Source organism: Chryseobacterium sp. CFS15 (assembly GCF_031118795.1).
In the GTDB taxonomy this organism is placed as follows: Bacteria; Bacteroidota; Bacteroidia; order Flavobacteriales; family Weeksellaceae; genus Chryseobacterium; species Chryseobacterium indoltheticum.
In genome coordinates, this window is sequence record NZ_JAVHYL010000002.1 from 21,660 (window position 1) to 40,974 (window position 19,315).

At 33.8% G+C, this 19,315-nt stretch carries 14 protein-coding genes; 12 read left to right on the forward strand and 2 right to left on the reverse strand.

Translation table 11 applies throughout. The features are described 5' to 3' along the window. Positions 1 to 10: 10 nt before the first annotated feature. The 6 genes from OH814_RS02920 (at position 11) to OH814_RS02945 (ending at position 6,733) form a co-directional block, all read left to right on the forward strand. A complete protein-coding gene (locus OH814_RS02920; protein ID WP_308827025.1) occupies positions 11 to 1,066 on the forward strand; it encodes a glycosyltransferase in 1,056 nt (351 codons plus the stop codon). A gap of 597 nt (positions 1,067 to 1,663) precedes the next feature. Then, positions 1,664 to 2,653: a sugar transferase gene (locus tag OH814_RS02925; protein ID WP_308827026.1), complete on the forward strand. Its 990-nt coding sequence runs from the start codon at positions 1,664 to 1,666 to the stop codon at positions 2,651 to 2,653. Between the two features lie 20 nt (positions 2,654 to 2,673). Then, positions 2,674 to 3,228: a dTDP-4-dehydrorhamnose 3,5-epimerase gene (rfbC, locus tag OH814_RS02930; RefSeq protein WP_308827027.1), complete on the forward strand. Its 555-nt coding sequence runs from the start codon at positions 2,674 to 2,676 to the stop codon at positions 3,226 to 3,228. A 39-nt stretch (positions 3,229 to 3,267) separates the two neighbouring features. Continuing rightward, positions 3,268 to 4,476, forward strand: coding sequence for a sodium:proton antiporter (locus OH814_RS02935; RefSeq protein ID WP_308827028.1), 1,209 nt, complete (start codon positions 3,268 to 3,270; stop codon positions 4,474 to 4,476). Positions 4,477 to 4,545: 69 nt separating this feature from the next. Next, positions 4,546 to 5,847, forward strand: a complete 1,302-nt coding sequence (gene rimO / locus OH814_RS02940; protein ID WP_076562091.1) for a 30S ribosomal protein S12 methylthiotransferase RimO — start codon at positions 4,546 to 4,548, stop codon at positions 5,845 to 5,847. Between the two features lie 514 nt (positions 5,848 to 6,361). Next, positions 6,362 to 6,733, forward strand: a complete 372-nt coding sequence (locus OH814_RS02945) for a septal ring lytic transglycosylase RlpA family protein (RefSeq protein WP_076562090.1) — start codon at positions 6,362 to 6,364, stop codon at positions 6,731 to 6,733. A 52-nt stretch (positions 6,734 to 6,785) separates the two neighbouring features. On the opposite strand, the gene OH814_RS02950 is transcribed toward OH814_RS02945, so the two are convergent. Next, positions 6,786 to 7,550, reverse strand: a complete 765-nt coding sequence (locus tag OH814_RS02950; RefSeq protein ID WP_308827029.1) for an exodeoxyribonuclease III — start codon at positions 7,548 to 7,550, stop codon at positions 6,786 to 6,788. A 154-nt stretch (positions 7,551 to 7,704) separates the two neighbouring features. Here OH814_RS02950 and OH814_RS02955 point away from each other — a divergent pair, with 154 nt between their 5' ends. Continuing rightward, positions 7,705 to 11,583: an ATP-binding protein gene (locus OH814_RS02955; RefSeq protein ID WP_308827030.1), complete on the forward strand. Its 3,879-nt coding sequence runs from the start codon at positions 7,705 to 7,707 to the stop codon at positions 11,581 to 11,583. Positions 11,584 to 11,679: 96 nt separating this feature from the next. Next, a complete protein-coding gene (locus OH814_RS02960) occupies positions 11,680 to 12,927 on the forward strand; it encodes a LamG-like jellyroll fold domain-containing protein (protein ID WP_308827031.1) in 1,248 nt (415 codons plus the stop codon). 93 nt (positions 12,928 to 13,020) lie between these two features. Here the strand turns inward: OH814_RS02960 and OH814_RS02965 are convergent, their stop codons facing one another. Continuing rightward, positions 13,021 to 14,565, reverse strand: coding sequence for a bifunctional response regulator/alkaline phosphatase family protein (locus OH814_RS02965; RefSeq protein ID WP_076562086.1), 1,545 nt, complete (start codon positions 14,563 to 14,565; stop codon positions 13,021 to 13,023). Between the two features lie 245 nt (positions 14,566 to 14,810). Here OH814_RS02965 and OH814_RS02970 point away from each other — a divergent pair, with 245 nt between their 5' ends. The 4 genes from OH814_RS02970 to lpxA all read left to right on the forward strand — a co-directional run bounded on the left by OH814_RS02970 (position 14,811) and on the right by lpxA (position 19,315). Beyond that, positions 14,811 to 16,016: an HD domain-containing protein gene (locus tag OH814_RS02970; RefSeq protein WP_123887151.1), complete on the forward strand. Its 1,206-nt coding sequence runs from the start codon at positions 14,811 to 14,813 to the stop codon at positions 16,014 to 16,016. Positions 16,017 to 16,104: 88 nt separating this feature from the next. After that, positions 16,105 to 17,136, forward strand: a complete 1,032-nt coding sequence (gene lpxD / locus OH814_RS02975; protein ID WP_076562084.1) for a UDP-3-O-(3-hydroxymyristoyl)glucosamine N-acyltransferase — start codon at positions 16,105 to 16,107, stop codon at positions 17,134 to 17,136. Further along, on the forward strand, positions 17,129 to 18,526 hold the full coding sequence (locus tag OH814_RS02980) for a bifunctional UDP-3-O-[3-hydroxymyristoyl] N-acetylglucosamine deacetylase/3-hydroxyacyl-ACP dehydratase (protein ID WP_076562083.1): 1,398 nt from the start codon (positions 17,129 to 17,131) through the stop codon (positions 18,524 to 18,526). Before lpxD ends, OH814_RS02980 begins: the two co-directional genes overlap by 8 nt. After that, positions 18,527 to 19,315, forward strand: a complete 789-nt coding sequence (lpxA, locus tag OH814_RS02985) for an acyl-ACP--UDP-N-acetylglucosamine O-acyltransferase (RefSeq protein WP_076562082.1) — start codon at positions 18,527 to 18,529, stop codon at positions 19,313 to 19,315.

Consider the following 19,315-nt stretch of genomic DNA (forward strand, 5'->3'; position numbering starts at 1 on the left):
TTCGAAACTGATGAAAATCTTACATATAATAACCCGTTCTGAATTGGGAGGAGCACAATCGGTGGTTATCAATCTTGCGAATTCTATGTGTGTAGATCATGAAATATTTGTTGTTGCAGGTGAAGAAGGACCAATGTGGGATGCATTAGACGGTAGAATTTCAAAAATAAAAGTAACAGAAATTGTAAGAGAAGTTTCTGTTGTTAAAGATTTTATTGCCTTATTTAAATTAAAAAAAATATATTTATCAATTAAACCAGATGTTATTCATCTTCATTCATCCAAAATTGGAATTTTAGGAAGGTTGGTATTCCCTCCAAAGAAAATAGTATACACAATCCATGGTTTTGACTCGATAAGATTAAAATATAGAAAGTTTTTGCCAATAGAAAAAGCCCTAAAAAAAAGATGTAAAGCAATAGTAGGAGTAAGCGAATATGATGTTAAGAATCTGATGAATGAAAACATCAAGGATAATGTATATTTGGTTCCAAATGGAATAAAAGATTTTGCATCAATAGATACAGATTTGAACCCCGAAAATATTTTAGCTAAAATAAAGATTGAAACAGGTAAAAAGATAATTCTCTCAATTTCTCGTTTGGCCTTACCTAAAAGATTTGACTTGTTTTGTAAAATAGCTGACGAACTTTCGGACTTTGACTATCAGTTTATATGGATAGGTAATAAAGAAAAGATATCTCCAATTCCCCAAAATGTGATGATGTTAGGGGAAAAAAAAGATGCTCATCAATACTATCGATATTCTGATTTAGCGCTTCTTATATCAGATTACGAAGGACTTCCTATGTCACTTATAGAAGCGTTGTGTTATTCAAAACCTATTATAGCTTCTAACGTAGGAGGCATTTCTGAAATTGTATTAAATAATCAGAATGGTTATGTACTCAATAACGATGAAGATTTTTTTGCAGAAAAAATAAATTATATTTTAGAGAATGATGAAATTTCTCTGAAATTCTCTAAAAAATCGTCTGACATATTCCAGGAAAATTTAACCGTAGAAAAAATGGTGGATAACTACACACATATATACAAATTATAAGACAAAAAAAATGAATTTATAATAAAAAGATTTAGAGTTTATCGTTAGACTACCATGAAATGATGGATATTAATAAACTTCTCTTCCAAAAGATCTATATGGTAAAATGTAAGTTATGTAACATATTTAGTTAATTACAATGTGAATTTATTGAGGAAAATATTTTGTAATATTAAGATTGAATGAAATCATTTCAAATAATATATTAAAACTTTATGTTTAGAAAATAATCATCGAGATGGGAAACTTTAATAATATTTCACAAAATATGAAAAATAGCAATAAGAATAGTTATATTATAATGAAAAATCTATACTTATAATGTAAATACAAATAAATAATATTTTAACTATATCTTTTTTATTCTCTTCAATTATTGTATAAAAATGTTATTATTTAATATAAAAATAATAAATTTACCGCTATTAAAAAGCACAAATCAAAATGTCAAATTCTATACGTTAGAATTCCAATAATAATAAGAATTCTACAGGGAATTAACAAAAGATGTAATGTTATTCTTAATGAATCAAATCTTTTAATAAAATGATTTAATCGGAGAGATAATATATATTGTAATGCCAATTGATAAAAAGAGTGGAAAAAAGTTTGACAAAAGCCTTTGTAACGATGAAAGAAAATAAACAGGTCTTTAAGATGACTGGTTATGTTAAGGTATGCCTTTTTATTAATGTTAGTGATATTTCAATAAAACTTTTTAGTGATAAAAAATTCCGCAAAAAGTATAAAGCAATTTTATATGACTCAAATCAATCAAGGATTACACTGACAGAATATCTTGAAAAGTTTAGTATCAAATGTATAGTTTTAGAAACATCAAATATTACCCATTTACACAAAGATATAGCAAATGAAATTGTAGCAGCTAGAAATAAGGGTATTGCTGTTTATGATGCGCATGAATTTTATGAACATGTTAATAGAAGAATTCCATTAATAAGATTAAAAAGTAATGAATATCTTGTTGATGATATTTTTACAATTGGTCAGAAACAAAAGAAATTTAATTTAAAAAGATTTATTGACATTCTTGTTAGTGTTATACTACTTCCAATCGTCGTTCCGCTCATAATTTTTGGGTTTATTTTAGTGAAATTTACTTCTCATGGAAGTGTACTTTTTTCTCAAGAACGTGTCGGGAAAAATTCAAAACATTTTACCATATATAAAATTAGAACGATGGTTTCGAAACATAGTGGTGATTTTACAACTAAGAATGATTTACGAATAAATGGAGTAGGTAAATTTCTGAGGTTAACTAAAATTGATGAATTACCTCAGTTATGGAATATACTGGTAGGAGACATGAGTCTCATTGGTCCAAGACCAGAACGTCCACACTTTGTTAAAGCTTCAAATGAGGAAAACGCAATGTTTGATCTTCGACATTTAGTAAAGCCAGGTGTTACAGGATGGGCACAAGTCAATTTACCGACAGCAACACCTAAAGATAATCTTGAGAAACTAGAATATGATTTATATTATATTAAAAATTCATCAACTTTCTTTGATATATTGATAATTTTAAAAACAATAAAAATTGTATTTACTCTAAATAGTAATTAATTATTCTAATAATAATTAAAATGAAAATAAAAACGACCCCTTTAAAAGACTGCTATATTATAGAACCTTCAATCTTCGAAGACGAGAGAGGTTACTTTTTTGAAAAATTTAATGAGAAAAAATTTGAAGAACTAACTGGAATGAATGGTCATTTTGTACAAGATAATATTTCAAAATCAGCTTATGGAGTTTTGAGAGGCTTACATTTACAAAAAGGAGAACATGCTCAAGCAAAACTAGTTTCTTGCTTGGAAGGAAAAGTTTGGGATGTTGCAGTTGACCTTAGAGAAGATTCTCCAACTTTTGGAAAATGGTTTGGTGTAGAACTTACTCCTGAAAATAAATTACAGCTTTATGTGCCAAGAGGTTTTGGGCATGGTTTTTCTGTGATAAGCGAAACGGCTGTTTTCGCATATAAATGTGATAACTTTTACAATAGAGATTCAGAATCTAGCGTAAAATATAATGATGAGGATCTTAAGATAGATTGGAAACTGAATGAAGAAGAAGTAATTCTATCCGAAAAAGATCTAAACGCCCCAAATTTTAAAGAAAAACAGTTTTTAACTAACTAAAATAATTTTTTTACGAATCGTTTACTATATATTTGTAGTATGGCGGAAATGATAATTATTGGTATTAGTGTACTGTTGCTGGTATCCTATTTTTTTGATATTACCACAAGGTTTTCGAAGGTTCCGTCTGTAATTCTATTGTTACTGACCGGATGGTTTCTTAATCAGATCAGCGGACTTTTTGATTTTATAATTCCCAATCTCAACAGTTTGCTCCCAATTTTGGGGACTATAGGATTAATTTTGATTGTGTTAGACGGCTCTTTAGAATTAGAGCTCAACCGTTCCAAAAAATCCCTGATTAATAAAACAATTATAGTTGCTCTTATTCCAGTACTCATTATCGGGATTGGTTTTGCTACTTATGTGCATTTAGAATGGGGCTTCCCATTCAAACAATCCTTAGAGAATATCATTCCTTTTTGCATTATTTCAAGTGCGATTGCAATACCGAGTTCTATAAATTTATCGGCATCCAAGAGAGAATTTGTAATATATGAAAGCAGCTTGTCGGATATATTAGGGGTTATATTTTTTAATTTTGCCACTTTTGGAACTGCAATTACACTGTCAAGTGTAATGGTTTTTACTTGGCAGTTTTTTTTAATGTTAATTATTTCGGTTGTCGCATCGCTTATTTTAGCATTTTTACTAGGCAAAATAGATCATCATATAAAATATGGACCGATCATTATTTTAACGATTTTAATTTATGAAATCTCAAAAATATATCATCTTCCTGCGCTTATTTTCATCTTGTTTTTCGGGTTAGTACTTGGGAATATCGACGAAATGAAGCATTTAAAGATTTTAAAAAGTTTCAGATTAACAAAAATGAACCGTGAAGTGAAGCATTTTAAAGACGTTGTTGTGGAAGCTACATTTATCGTAAGATCTATATTCTTTTTAGTTTTTGGCTTCGTTATCCAAACGGAGGATATTATAAACCCCGAATCTTTGGTTTGGTCCGTTTCTATACTTTTCTTTGTGTATCTGATACGATATATCATGTTGAAATTAGCAAAAATGGAGATGTCTCCCTTGCTTTTGATTGCACCACGAGGCTTGATTACCATTTTGTTGTTTTTGGCCATTGCTCCCGAACAGAGAATTCCGTTTATCAATCAGTCGGTGATCGTTCAGGTTATTATTATCTCAACGCTTATCATGATGATCGGAGTTTTATTTAGCAACAAAGAAATCAAAAAGGTAGAAGAACAGCTTGCTGATGAGCATCCCAAAATATAAAATATAAGAACCGATTATGGTTCTTTTTTTTATCACTAAATTTGCAGCCTGAAATTTATTCATCAATTTATGAGAACCAAATCTGTAGGTAAAAAGAAAATTAATATCGTAACGCTTGGATGTTCCAAAAATGTTTACGATTCGGAAGTGCTGATGAGCCAGCTGAAAGCCAACGGAAAAGAAGTTGTGCACGAAGATAGAGGGGATATCGTAGTCATCAATACCTGCGGTTTTATCGATAATGCAAAAGAAGAATCCATCAATACTATTCTAGATTTTGTTGAGGCAAAAAACAGAGGTGAAGTTGAGAAAGTCTTCGTTACTGGATGTCTTTCAGAAAGATATAAACCAGATTTAATAAAAGAAATTCCTGATGTTGACCAGTATTTCGGAACGAGAGATCTTCCTATTTTACTGAAACATTTGGGCGCAGACTATAAACACGAATTGGTTGGTGAAAGATTAACCACCACACCAAAGCATTACGCTTACCTTAAAATTTCTGAAGGTTGCGACAGACCTTGCTCGTTCTGTGCCATTCCTTTGATGAGAGGTGGTCACGTTTCTACACCGATTGAGAAATTGGTGAAAGAAGCTCAGAAATTGGCGAAAGTAGGGGTGAAGGAGTTGATTTTGATTGCTCAGGATTTGACCTATTACGGTTTAGATATTTATAAAAAGAGAGCTTTAGGTGAACTATTGAAAGAGTTGGTAAAAGTAGAAGGCATCGAATGGATTCGTCTTCATTATGCATTTCCAAGTGGTTTCCCGGAAGATGTTTTAGATATTATCCGTGAAGAACCGAAAGTTTGTAACTATATAGATATTCCGCTTCAGCATATTAATTCTGATTTGTTGAAATCTATGAAACGTGGTACAACGCACGAAAAAACAAATGCATTATTAGATAAGTTCAGAGAAAAAGTGCCAGATATGGCGATAAGAACTACTTTAATTGTCGGTTATCCTGGTGAAACAGAAGAAAGATTCCAGGAGCTGAAAGAATGGGTAAGAGAACAGAAATTCGATAGATTGGGATGTTTCACTTATTCACACGAAGAAAATACTGGAGCCTACGTTTTGGAAGATGATATCCCGCAGGAAGTAAAAGAAGCTAGAGTAGAAGAGATCATGGAGCTGCAGTCGCAGATCTCTTGGGATAAAAATCAAAAGAGAATCGGTGAGGTTTATAAATGCGTCTTCGACAGAAAAGAAGGTAATTATTTTGTGGGTCGTACAGAATACGATTCTCCGGATGTAGATAATACTGTTTTGGTTTCTGCCGAAAACACCTATATTTCCATCGGAGATTTTGCGAATGTAAAAATTACCTCCGCAGAAGAGTTTGATTTGTACGGAGAACTTGTTTAAGTTTAAAGATAAAAAAGTAAAAACCAATGATTTTTCATTGGTTTTTATTTTAATGAAAATTTAATTTTAATTTTTAGTTAAATTTTTTAATAATATAATGTTCAAATTCTTTTCCTGCTGAAAATATTCCTGTTAAAAGCACCTTCAAAGCTAGAATAAACACGATTTTATTGTTTTTTAATTTTTGCATTGTGTTTTATGATTTAATGATGTGTAGAGGATTACTTTAATAAATTACAGCCGTTTTTGGAATTGTTTATTTTTAGTAATATATTGGTGTTCAAATAGTTGTGTTTTTGTGAATACTGAATTATGCAGCAATTAGTTAATTAAATTAACTTTTAGGTCTTTTTTTTAACGTTTTTTAACACCTAGGTCTAAAATCCCTATTTATAGGAACTTACGGTAATAATTATATTTTATTTATGTTTTCTTTAACGTTTGTTAACTTTTAAAATAGGCAGGTAATAAGTTTACATATACTTTTGCCTCGTCAAACAAGTAAAAGTTCAAAATGATGAAAAGATTCATTCTCGTAATCATAATGATGATTTCAACACTAGGTATTTATTCATTTACGAATAATACTGTAGATGCGAAGAAAACAAGTTATGCATCGTACTACCACGATAAATTTAACGGTAGAAAAACAGCAAGCGGTGAGGTTTTTGATAATTCAAAACTTACTGCAGCGCACAGAACGCTTCCTTTTGGAACCGAAGTTAAGGTTACCAATCTGAACAATGGAAAAGAGGTGATTGTAACGATTAATGATAGAGGGCCTTTCCATTCATCAAGAGCTTTAGATATGTCTAGAGCAGCGTTCGATGAAATCGGAAATACCGATCGCGGTACCATTCCGGTGGAATATGAAATTGTCGATTAATTTATGATTTAAATTAGAAAGCCAGCTAAATTTTTAGCTGGCTTTTATGTTTTTAGAGGTTAAACTCAATCAAGGCGGGGCAATGATCAGAATGTACCGCTTCTTTCAGAATAACGGCTCTGCTGAGTTTGTCTTTTAAAGAATAGGAAGCAAAGTTATAATCCAGTCGCCACCCTTTGTTATTGGCTCTTGCATTTTGACGGTAACTCCACCACGTATAATTGTCGGGTTCACTGTTAAAAAACCTGAAACTGTCAATCAATTCGCATTCTTCAATAAAATTGGTCATCCATTCTCTTTCCATCGGTAAAAAGCCTGAAGTGTTTTTTAAACCTACAGGATTGTGAATGTCGATTGCCTGATGACAGATGTTAAAATCTCCGGAAATAATAAGATTCGGAATTTCTTTTTTTAAATTTTTAATATATTCTAAAAAGTCGTGGCAAAACTGCATCTTAAATTCCAGCCTTTCAATATTAGAAGCTGAAGGAACATAAACAGAAATCACAGAGAACTCATCAAAATCTGCACGGATGATTCTCCCTTCATTATCATAGCTCTCAATTCCGCAACCATATTCTACATGATTCGGTTTTATTTTAGACGCAATTCCGACCCCGCTGTATCCTTTTCTCTGTGCAGAATGCCAAGAACTGTGATAGCCCGCTTTTTCAAGACTTTCAATATCAATCTGATCATTTCCCGCTTTACTTTCCTGAATGCAGATAATATCCGGATCGGCTGTTTTCAGCCATCCTAAAAAATCTTTTGTGAAAGCAGCTCTTATTCCGTTAACGTTGTATGTGATTAATTTCATAATTCAAAAGTATTAAAAAAGCTAAATTATTTGGAGTTTTAATGATGCAGAGAACTAAAAATATTGATATTCAGCTGTGAAAAAAATGATTTTCCATTATTTGAATTGCATTTTTCAAAATAGTATATTGCAGATCCAAAGACGAAATCTATTTATGATTAAATTTTTACTCTCTATATCTTTATATCTTTTCGGTCTACAACTATTTTTTTCTCAAAATATAAGACATTTGTCGGTAGATGATGGTCTTCCGCAATCTTTTGTTTCTGCTTTGGAACAAGACGAAGAAGGTTTCGTATGGATCGGAACCCGGAACGGACTTTCCCGATATGACGGACAAAATTTTAAAACCTTTCAGCATCATTTTAATACCAATAATTCTCTGGCTTCAAATACCATAGATTATTTAAGAAAAGGCAGACAAAATGGTCTTTGGATAAAGTACGAAACTGCAGGAATCGATTACTTCGATACAAGTTCGGGTAAAATAACACATATTATCAATACAACATTTTTAGAAAAAAATAACATTGATATTCATCGGAAATCATGGTTGGTAACACAAGACGGTTATTTGTGGTTTAAAACCATAAAAAATGAACTCTTCAGTTTTGATATTCAAAAGAAAATTCTGAGCCGCAGAAATCTGAATTTTAATTCTGATGAGATTATTTACAACATTCTCGAAGATAGAAACAAAAATATTTGGGTATTAACACAGAAAAACCTAAAGTTTTTTGACAGAAAAAAGAACAGCTTTACAGACATTCATATTCCTTATAAGATGTTTACAGATAAGCTGTATCAGAATAATATCGAGGCAGTACTGTTTCATCAGTCGAAAAATGGAGAATTGATGTGGGCAGATAAAGACAGGTTTTACTTTTTTGATCCTGTTAAAAAAACATTTAGAAATGAAAAGCTGCCATTTTCTTCTATTTATACTATTAAATTGTTGAGTACAAATATTCAGGGTAAAGAGTATTTTGTTGCAGACAATGCTATTTATCACTACGATAAGGCTTTAGGTTTTAGCAAAATTGCAGTTGTCAGCTTAGAACAGAACAGACCGCCGCAAGCTTTTCTTGTAGATAATTCCGGGTTGCTGTGGATTGGCGGCGATGCCGAAGGAATTTATACAGTAGATCCAAAACTCAATTTTCGATCCTTTTCTTTTGAAAAAGATTTTGCGACAGATCTGTTGAAAAACTATTATGGCGTTTCCCTTAATGATTTTTTCAATTGGCCAGAGCTGAACGGTATTTTACCGGCTTCCTATTTTCTAAGATCTGTGACAACTCCAAATAGAAACTGGATTGCGCTAAACCGTATTGTTTCTTATTACGATCATCTACAGAAGAAAATTTTACGTTTACCCGAATTACCAAAGATAAAAGGCGAACCTTTTGCTCCGATAAAAGGAATAAGTCTGTATGATGAATCGCCGATTGTGATTGATGAGCTGAACAATATTTATCTGTTTCAGCAGTCAAGATGGAAATTTTTATTTTCTTTAAAGAATTTTAATGCTAATATAAAAACGGCAAATATTTATTTTGACTTTAAAACGAAAATACTTTGGGTTATAACGGAATCTCACGGGATATTGAAAGTGAATCTTGATACCAAAAAAATCTATCATATTAAAAACAACACAAAAAGTCTTCCCGTTAATCATTTAATTTCTCTCATTCCTGATCCGAAAAATGATGATATTTTGTGGATTGGAAGTAATGATGGACTAATCCAGTACAGTAAAAAAAACAATAAGGGTAAAATCTTTTCAGGAAAAGATGGTTTTCCGGATAATGTTATCTATTCGATTCTTCCGGATAAATCTGGAAACCTTTGGATGGGAACCAATAAAGGTCTTTTGAAATTTGATCCTACAACATATAAAGTAAGAACTTTTACACGTTCTCACGGATTGGAAAATATTGAGTTCAACAGGTTTCATCAATTAATGCTTCCCAACGGAAAAATGGCATTTGGCGGTGCAAAAAGCGGAGTGGTTTTCAGTCCGGAAGATATTAAAAGTGATCATTTTTCACCTCCGACTGTTATTACCCAAATTGCTCTCAATAATGAGAATATCGATCTTACAGATAGAAATCTGAATCCTTTAAATCAAATTGAAGAACTTTCTGTAGATTATTTTGAAAATACGGTTTCTATAAATTTTGCAGCGCTTCAGTATGATGACTCAAAACAAATTCGGTATCGTTATCGGTTGAAAGGATATCAGGATGAATGGATTTTTGCAGGAAACAATGCAGAAGCCGTTTTCACAAAACTTCCTCCCGGAAATTATATTTTTCAGGTCAATGCAACCAACACAACCGGAAACTGGAGTAAGCTCATCAAATCTTTGACCATAAAAGTGACGCCGCCTTGGTGGAAAACGTGGTGGGCAATAACATTGTATGTGATACTATTGATTGGAGGAATTTTTTGGCTGATAAGATTCAAAATCAATCAGGAGATCATTAAAAACTCAATAAAGCTAAAACAGAAAGAAGCGCACGAGTTGCGTAGGCTAGATAAAATAAAAACGAAATTTTTCGCCAATATTGCTCACGAATTCCGAACTCCGCTGTCTCTTATCGTGGGTCCGGCAGAACAGTTGAAATCTGTAGAATCTCAAAACGAGAAAGAGATATTGTTTGGAACGATAAAGAAAAATACAAACAGCCTTATACAGCTTACAGATCAGTTGATTGACGTGGCAAAGCTTGAAGCAGGAGTTTTGAAGCCTCATTTTGTATGGGGAGATGTAGTTCCTGTTATTTCTAATATTGTAAATGCCTTTTTGGAAACGGCTTCCGAAAAAGGAATTGCACTCAGTTTAGAATCTCCGGATAAAGCCGAATTTTTGTTTTCAATCAACACTTTAGACCGGATTTTATATAATTTGATTTCGAATTCCATTAAGTTTTGTGAAAATTCCGATACAATTACGGTGAAAGTAGATAAAGAGATCAATGGTTTATCTATTCAGGTTATCGATTCCGGGGCGGGAATTCCGGAAGATGAACAGACAGAGATTTTTGAAAGATATTTTAAAGGTTCTAATCAGGATCAATTGCAGGGAAATGGTTTGGGGCTTTCGCTTGTGAAAGAACTGGTAGATCTGCATCACGGAACAATTAATATGACAAGTTCTACGCAAAATCCTTCCGGAACTACATTTTCGGTTTGGCTTCCTTTTGAGGCTCAAAAAAATCATTTAGCTGAAAAAGCAGAGCATCAAGAAAATTCAGAAGAAAAAGCGACGATTCTTATTGTGGAAGATCACGAAGAATTGGCGCAGTTTATTGCAGGAAGTTTAGCTGGGTCATATCATGTTTTAACTGCAGAAAACGGAAAGAAAGCATTAGAAATTACTCTGGAAAAAATGCCCAATCTTATTGTAAGTGATGTTGCAATGAGCGAAATGGATGGTTTTGAGTTTTGCAAAGCCCTAAAATCTGATGTTACCATCAATCACATTCCTATTATTATGCTCACCGCAAAAGCTGATGCCGAAAGTAGGCTTGAGGGTCTTTCTTACGGAGCCAACGATTATGTTGTAAAACCGTTCAGCGTAGAAGAGTTGAAATTGAGAATAGAAAATCTGCTCAATTTACAAAATCGTCAATATGAATATTTTCAGAAACAGCTTTTGCAGCCTCAAATAAATATTGCAGAATCCGAAACAAAGCAACCTGATTCTACAAATAATCTGCACAAAGAATTTCTCAACAGAATTTATGAAATCATAGCCGAAAATTTAGATAATAGTGATTTTAGCGTAGACGAATTAGCTTCCGAATTATCGATGAGCAGAACGAGCCTTCACCGTAAAGTAAAAATGATGTTTAATATTCCGACAGGAGAAATCATTAAAATTTACAGGCTTAAGAAAGCTGCAGAATTATTAAAGCAAAATTACAGTATTTCTGAAGTCGCTTACATGACAGGATTTAATAGTCCGTCTTATTTTACCAAATGTTTTAAAGAGTATTTCGGTAAAACACCCAATACATACCACTGAAACAGACGTTTGCAACGAAATTGATAGTTTTTGCAACGAGAGTGCTTTTCTGCTTTTTCCACGAGATGTACTTTAGCAAAACAAAATTATTTCAGTATGCATAAAAATCTACTTACGAGCAAATTAAAATTTGCAACATTATTTACTGTCTTATTAGGATCGGCTTCGGGACTTAATGCCCAACAAAATGCTCTTAATTTTGACGGAACTGATGATTTTATCCAAACCACTTATCCCGGCGTTTTAGGAAATGCACCCCGTACAGTAGAAGCGTGGATAAAATTACCCACAACTACTGCTGGAGAAAATCTGGTAGCAACTTGGGGATCCGATAATGTAAACGGAGGAAGATTTACGGTAAGAATTAATAACGTGAGCGGATTGTATAAGTTAAGGATTGAAAACAAAGGCGGCGGAGTAAACGGTACAGTTACTCTTAATGACGGAAACTGGCATCACATTGCCGTAACCTATGATAACAGCTTATCTACCAATAAATATAAATTGTATGTAGATGGTAATTTAGACACCGAAGGAAATATTAGTACAACAACAAATACTGTGGCACTTACCAATATGATTATTGGTAGAAGGATTGTCCCAAGTCTTGGTGGCTTTTTCAATGGAAGTATCGATGAAGTGCGTGTTTGGGATAAAGCTCTTACACTAGCGGAAATTCAGGCTAATAAAAATTATGAATTTTGTACGCCGCCAGCAAATCTAAAGGCCTATTTTAAAATGAATGAAGGAACGGTTAACTCAAATAATAGTACTGTGACTTCTATCGCTAGTTCTGTCGGTTCTTATACCGGTACTTTAAATAGTTTTGCTTTAAACGGAACTGCTTCAAATTATATTGCAGGATCATCAACGCTTGGAGCGGTAAATATCAATAATACAGTTACTGTTTCCGGGTCTACATTAACCGCTGCACAAGCGGGCGCAACTTATCAGTGGATCAATTGTAGCAATGGGAATGCACCGGTTGGGGTGACTACGCAGTCTTTCACACCTGCTGTTGCAGGAAATTATGCGGTAATTGTTACGCTTGCAGGTTGTACACAAACATCTTCTTGTCAGTCGGTAACTTTAGGAGTACATGATGTTGAAGCAATTCCTGAATTGACTTTATCACCAAATCCTACCAACGGGATTCTAAATATCAATGCCAAAAATGCAATCGAAAAAGTAGAAATTACAAATTTTGCAGGTCAGAGATTATTAGATTTTCAGCCAAATTCTGCGAATGCAGAAATCAATATATCACAGTTGAAAGCAGGGGTTTATTTGGTGAAGGTAATCTCAAAGCAACAAGCGAGAGTTTATAAAATAATTAAAAAGTAGTTTTTTTTTCATAAATCATTATTACTAATCCATATAATGGTTTTAGCCTCTTCAAATTATGAAGAGGCTTTTATTATTTTTATGCTTAAAACTTTATTTAGGTTCCAGAATACTGATAGGAATGATGCATTCTTCCAAAGAAATTCCACCGTGCTGATAAGTCTCTTTATAATAATTTACAAAGTGATTGTAGTTTTTAGGATAGGCTAAAAATGTATTGTTTTTGGCAAAAATATATTTAGAGCTTAGGTTTCCTTTAGGTAAAAACAGTTTTTCAGGATTGCTCACTGCCCAGACATCTTTGTCGTCGTACGTTAAGCTTTTTCCTGTTTTATATCGGATGTTTGTTGAGGTTTCTCTGTCACCAACAACACGGCTAGGCTTTTTCACATAAACAGTTCCGTGATCGGTTGTAATCACCAGTTTGAATCCGTTTTCTGCAGCTAGTTTAATAATTTTAATTAAAGATGAATTCTCAAACCAATTCGATGTTAATGATCTGAACGTTTTATCATCTCTGATCAACTGATCAACAATATGATTATCGGTTTTTGCATGCGAAAGAATATCGATAAAGTTGTAAACGATCACCAAAAGATCATTGTTTTTGTGCTGATTAAAGTCATCATAGATTTTTCTTTCAAAATCTGCATTCAGAACTTTAAGATATTTCATTGATTTAGAACTTAAACCAACTCTTTTCATCTGATCTTCCAGGAAGTCGCGCTCAAATTCATTTTTATTTCCTTCCTCATTATCATTAAACCATTTGTCCGGGAAACGTTTTTCAATTTCTGAAGGCAAAAGACCTGCAAAGAAAGAGTTTCTCGCATATTGTGTGGCGGTAGGAAGAATACTGTAATAATAATCTTCTGAAACTTTATTGTAATATTTAGTGAAAAGAGGCTCAATTACTTTCCATTGGTCATATCTAAGATTATCGACCATTAAAAGAAGCACTTTGTCTTTCTCAACCTCAGTCTTTATTTTATCTTTAAATAAGGTGTGACTCATCATTGGCTTATCCGAACCATTCAACCAGTCTTCGTAATTGTTTTCGATAAATTTGGCAAACTGAATATTGGCTTCCTCTTTCTGCGACTGCAGAAGGTCTGCAAATTCGTTATCGGCAACTTTATCAAATTTAAGTTCCCAATTCACGATTTTTTTATAATATTCTGCCCAATCCTGATATGTTCTCAGGTAAGAAAGTTCCATCGAAAGGTTTCTGAATTCCTGCTGATACTGCAAAATAGTTTTCTGCTCTACCAAATTATCTTCCTGAAGATTCTTTTTCAACGAAAGTAAAATCTGATTTGGGTTTACAGGTTTTAAAATATAATCTGCAATCTGCGAGCCGATCGCTTCTTCCATGATGTGCTCTTCCTCACTTTTGGTTACCATCACGATTTTCAAAGAATTATCTTTATCTTTAATCATTGGGATAGCTTCCAGACCGGAGATTCCCGGCATATTTTCATCGATTAAGGTTAAATCGAATTTTTCAGAATCAATAAGTTCTAAAGCTTCATTTACATTGTTCACAGGAGTTACGATGTAACCCTTCTTTTCCAGAAAAACGATATGAGGTTTTAGTAAATCTATTTCATCATCAATCCATAATATTTTGTTTGACATACAAGTTTATTTTTTATGCGGGATATGTATCAAAACTGTGACCAAAACTTTATAAAACCTCACAAATTAAGAGGCTTAAAAGTTAAATCTTAGTTAAAGATTTTTATCTCAAATTATTTCATGAAGATAAGATAAATACAACGATTTATAAACAGATTTTAATGTTTATATTCTAAATAATAATCGCCTGTTTTCTTTGAATTGACTTTAAAAACCTAATTTTGCAATAGTCTCAGAATTTTTCCATGCAGAATAAGCTTAAAATTATCAACGACCCTGTACACGGTTTTATAAAAATCCCTCACGAAATCTTATTTGATGTTATCGAACATCCATATTTTCAAAGATTAAGAAGGATTTCACAAACCGGACTTTTGAATTTAATTTTCCCCGGAGCAACCCATACACGATTTCATCACGCTATTGGTGCGATGCATCTCATGTTTACTGCTTTGGAAACTTTAAAGCAGAAAGGGATCAAAATATCTGAGGAAGAGGAGAAAGGGGCAATGTTGGCGATCTTAATGCACGATATTGGTCACGGTCCGTTTTCTCATGCCCTGGAAAGCATGTTGATGGATGACTGGCATCACGAAAACCTTTCATTATTATTAATGAATAGACTGAATGATGAATTTGGCGGACAATTATCGACAGCGATAGAAATGTTTCAGGGGAAATACCACAGAAAATTCTTTAATCAGCTCATCAGCTCACAACTGGATGTTGATCGTTTAGATTATTTAAACAGAGACAGTTTTTTCACGGGAGTTTCAGAAGGGAATATCAATACACAAAGGATTATTTCTATGATGAATGTCTGCGAGGAAGAATTGGTAATCGATGCGAAAGGTGTTTATTCTATTGAAAATTTTCTGACAGCAAGAATGTTTATGTATTGGCAGGTGTATTATCACAAAACTTCGGCGTTGGCAGAATTTATTTTGGTAAAAATCCTTGAAAGAGCAAAATATCTGGTTTCAGAAGGTGTCGATTTACCGGCCACAGAAAATTTGAAATATTTTTTACACAGAGGAAAAAGTGCAGCTACCGACGAAGATGTTGAGCGTTTTACACAGCTTGACGATAATGATGTTGTTCAGGCGATGAAATTATGGCAGAAGTCAGAAGATTTTGTTCTTTCTTACTGGTGCAAATGCGTAATTCAGCGCAATTTTCCGAAAACAATTATCTCATCTCATCCTTTTGACGAAAAGTTTATTGACGAAAAGATACAAAACACCAACGATTTTTTTGGAATTGATAATGGTGACGAATTGGTACATCAAATTACAAGAAGTCTGCTTCCGTATGATACAGAAAAACAGCCGATTTACCTTCTTCAAAAAAGCGGAAAAGTCTTAAAATTGGATGAGTCGGAGGATCAGCTTTTGTCTGGCCTCATCGTTCACAAGACGAAAAGATATATTCTCGCATTTCCGAGAATGTGACACTAAATTTTCTTAAATAATATTAAAATCGATATTCCATAAACTAAAAAATGTTTGCGAATAACAGAATTTCTTATCTTTGCAGAATATGGAATTTACAGCTTCGCAAATTGCAAGTTTTATTGACGGAAAAATTATAGGTGACGAAAACGCACTTATTACCGGAGTTTCACCGATTGAGAGCGGAGAATCCGGCCATCTTTCTTTTGTTGCGCAAGATCGTTTTGCGCATCACTTAGAGACTTCGCAATGTTCGGTTCTTATTGTTACCGAGACCCTTATCAACAAAGATCAATATAATCCTACAATTATAGCTGTAAAAGATGCTTATCTTTCTTTTCAGGTTTTAATGAATCTGTATCAGGAAATGCAAGGCAAAAAAGAAGGGGTAGAAGACGGTTCTTCCATTCACGACACTGCTGTAATAGGAGATAAAGTGTATATCGGTGCTTTTACTTATGTTTCAGAAAAGGCAAAAATCGGTGAAGGTTCACAGATATTTCCGCAAGTCTATATTGGTAAAGGGGTGAAAGTCGGTAAAAACTGTAAGATAGATAGTGGTGCAAGAATCTATGATTACTGCATTATTGGTGATAACTGTGTAATACATTCCAATACCGTAATTGGTGGTGACGGATTTGGTTTTCAGCCGACTCCGGAAGGTTTCCAAAAAATTCCTCAGTTAGGAAATGTTATTATTGAAGATAATGTGGAAATCGGTTCTAACTGCAGTATCGACAGAGCTACAATAGGCTCTACCACTATCGGAAAAGGTACAAAAATAGATAATCTGATTCAGATTGCACACAACGTAAAGATTGGTGCAAACAATGTAATTGCTGCACAAGCGGGAATTGCCGGTTCTACCACTATTGGAGACTGGAACCAGATTGGCGGTCAGGTGGGCATCGTTGGTCATATAAAAATAGGAAGCCAGGTGAAAATTCAGGCGCAAAGTGGAGTGAATTCCAGCGTTAATGATAAAGATACCGTTTATGGTTCCCCTGCGATCAGTTATAATGACTATCTTCGAAGCTACGTGCATTTCAGGAACCTTCCTGAACTTGCAAAAAGAATAAATAATCTTGAGAATAACTCAAAAGATCATACTAATGAGTGATATGCAAAAAACCCTTCAGGAAGAGGTTACTCTTTCTGGAATAGGTCTTCATACTGGTAAAGAAGTAAAATTAACCATTAAACCTGCAAAAGAAAATACAGGTTTTGTTTTCGTACGAACAGATCTTGAAGGGCGACCTCATGTAGAAGCAGACGTAAATTACGTGGTTGCTACAGAGAGAGGAACTACTTTGGAAAAATTGGGCGTTAAAATCAATACTTGTGAGCATCTTTTGGCTGCTTTGGTTGGTTGTGATATCGACAATGCGGTTTTAGAAATGGATGCTTCAGAACCTCCTATTTTAGACGGCTCTTCAAAGTTTTTTGTTGAAGCAATCGAAAGTGTAGGTATCGTAGAGCAAACTGTGGCAAGAGAATATCTTGTTGTAAAAGAAGTATTGAGCTACAGCGACCCTGCAACCGGTTCAGAAATTACAATTATCCCTTCAGATACTTATGAGGTGACGACAATGGTAGATTTTGGAACTAAAGTTTTAGGAACTCAGAATGCTACCCTTAAAAATATTTCAGAATTTAAAGAAGAAATTTCTTCTGCAAGAACGTTCAGCTTTTTGCACGAATTAGAAATGCTTTTAGATCATGGTTTGATCAAAGGTGGAGATATTTCTAACGCGATTGTATATGTTGATAAGGATTTGACTCCTGAAACTACTGAAAAGCTGAAGAAAGCGTTTGGTAAAGATCACGTATCAATTAGACCTAATGGTATTTTAGATAATTTAACTTTAAACTATCCAAACGAAGCAGCAAGACACAAATTATTAGATGTAATTGGTGATTTAGCTTTAACAGGTGTGAAGATTAAAGGAAAAGTTATTGCCAATAAACCAGGACATTTTGTAAATACTCAATTTGCGAAAAAGCTAAACCGCCAGTGGAAATTACAGAAAAAGAAAAATGTTCCTGAATTTGATTTAACGAAAGAGCCTGTCTTCGACATCAATGGAATCATGAAGTTGATGCCTCACAGACCTCCATTTTTATTGATCGATAAAATTCTTGAGCTTTCTGATTCTCATGTGGTGGGATTGAAAAATGTAACAATGAATGAACCTTTCTTCGTTGGGCATTTCCCTAAAGAGCCAGTAATGCCTGGAGTTTTACAAGTGGAAGCTTTAGCACAAACAGGAGGAATCCTGGTTTTGGCAAGCGTTCCGGATCCTGAAAATTACTCTACATACTTCATCAAAATAGATAAGGTAAAATTCAAAAGAAAAGTTGTTCCCGGTGATACAATGATTTTCAAAATTGAGTTAATAGAGCCAATCAGAAGAGGTATTGTTCACATGCAGGGATACGGATATGTTGGTGATACTGTAGCAGTAGAAGCAGAATTGATGGCTCAAGTTGCAAAAAATAAAATTGATTAAATGATTCATCAATTAGCGGCCGTTGATAAGCGTGCAAAAATCAGCAAAAATGTTGTAGTAGAACCATTCACTACCATTGCTGGTGATGTTGAGATAGGAGAGGGAACCTGGATTGGCTCAAACGTAACCATTATGGATGGCGCCAGAATCGGTAAAAACTGTAGAATTTTCCCCGGAACTGTAATTTCTGCAATTCCTCAGGATCTAAAATTCGACGGTGAAGATACACAGACCATCATTGGAGATGATACAACAATCAGAGAATGTGTAACGGTTAACAGAGGTACCAAAGCTTTAGGTTTTACAAAAATTGGAGCCAACTGTCTGATTATGGCAACATCTCACATTGCACACGACTGTGTAATTGGCGATCATGTAATCATCGTAAACGGTTGCGGTATTGCAGGACATGTTGAGATTGGCGATTACACGGTAATGGGAGGCTTATCTGCCGTGCATCAGTTTGGTAAAATCGGCAAACATGTAATGATTTCGGGTGGTACTTTGGTGAGAAAAGATATTCCGCCTTATGTAAAAGTAGCAAGAGAACCGATGTCATATGCGGGGATCAATTCTGTAGGGTTACGAAGAAGAGGATTTACAAATGAGAAAATCTTCGAAATTCAAAAAATTTACAGAGCTATTTTCCAGATGAAAATGAATGTTTCTCAAGCCGTTTCACACATCGAAAAAGAGATGCTTCCTACTGCTGAAAGAGACGAAATTCTTCAGTTTATCCAAAACTCACCAAGAGGTATCGTAAAAGGATACGGAACCGGTAAAGAATAA

Bases quoted from the DNA above. Each gene is read 5' to 3' on its own strand.
- OH814_RS02920 (WP_308827025.1), top strand. From the start codon at position 11: ATGAAAATCTTACATATAATAACCCGTTCTGAATTGGGAGGAGCACAA.
- rfbC (WP_308827027.1), top strand. From the start codon at position 2,674: ATGAAAATAAAAACGACCCCTTTAAAAGACTGCTATATTATAGAACCT.
- OH814_RS02935 (WP_308827028.1), top strand. From the start codon at position 3,268: ATGGCGGAAATGATAATTATTGGTATTAGTGTACTGTTGCTGGTATCC.
- rimO (WP_076562091.1), top strand. From the start codon at position 4,546: ATGAGAACCAAATCTGTAGGTAAAAAGAAAATTAATATCGTAACGCTT.
- OH814_RS02945 (WP_076562090.1), top strand. From the start codon at position 6,362: ATGATGAAAAGATTCATTCTCGTAATCATAATGATGATTTCAACACTA.
- OH814_RS02950 (WP_308827029.1), bottom strand. From the start codon at position 7,550: ATGAAATTAATCACATACAACGTTAACGGAATAAGAGCTGCTTTCACA.
- OH814_RS02955 (WP_308827030.1), top strand. From the start codon at position 7,705: ATGATTAAATTTTTACTCTCTATATCTTTATATCTTTTCGGTCTACAA.
- OH814_RS02960 (WP_308827031.1), top strand. From the start codon at position 11,680: ATGCATAAAAATCTACTTACGAGCAAATTAAAATTTGCAACATTATTT.
- OH814_RS02965 (WP_076562086.1), bottom strand. From the start codon at position 14,565: ATGTCAAACAAAATATTATGGATTGATGATGAAATAGATTTACTAAAA.
- OH814_RS02970 (WP_123887151.1), top strand. From the start codon at position 14,811: ATGCAGAATAAGCTTAAAATTATCAACGACCCTGTACACGGTTTTATA.
- lpxD (WP_076562084.1), top strand. From the start codon at position 16,105: ATGGAATTTACAGCTTCGCAAATTGCAAGTTTTATTGACGGAAAAATT.
- OH814_RS02980 (WP_076562083.1), top strand. From the start codon at position 17,129: ATGAGTGATATGCAAAAAACCCTTCAGGAAGAGGTTACTCTTTCTGGA.
- lpxA (WP_076562082.1), top strand. From the start codon at position 18,527: ATGATTCATCAATTAGCGGCCGTTGATAAGCGTGCAAAAATCAGCAAA.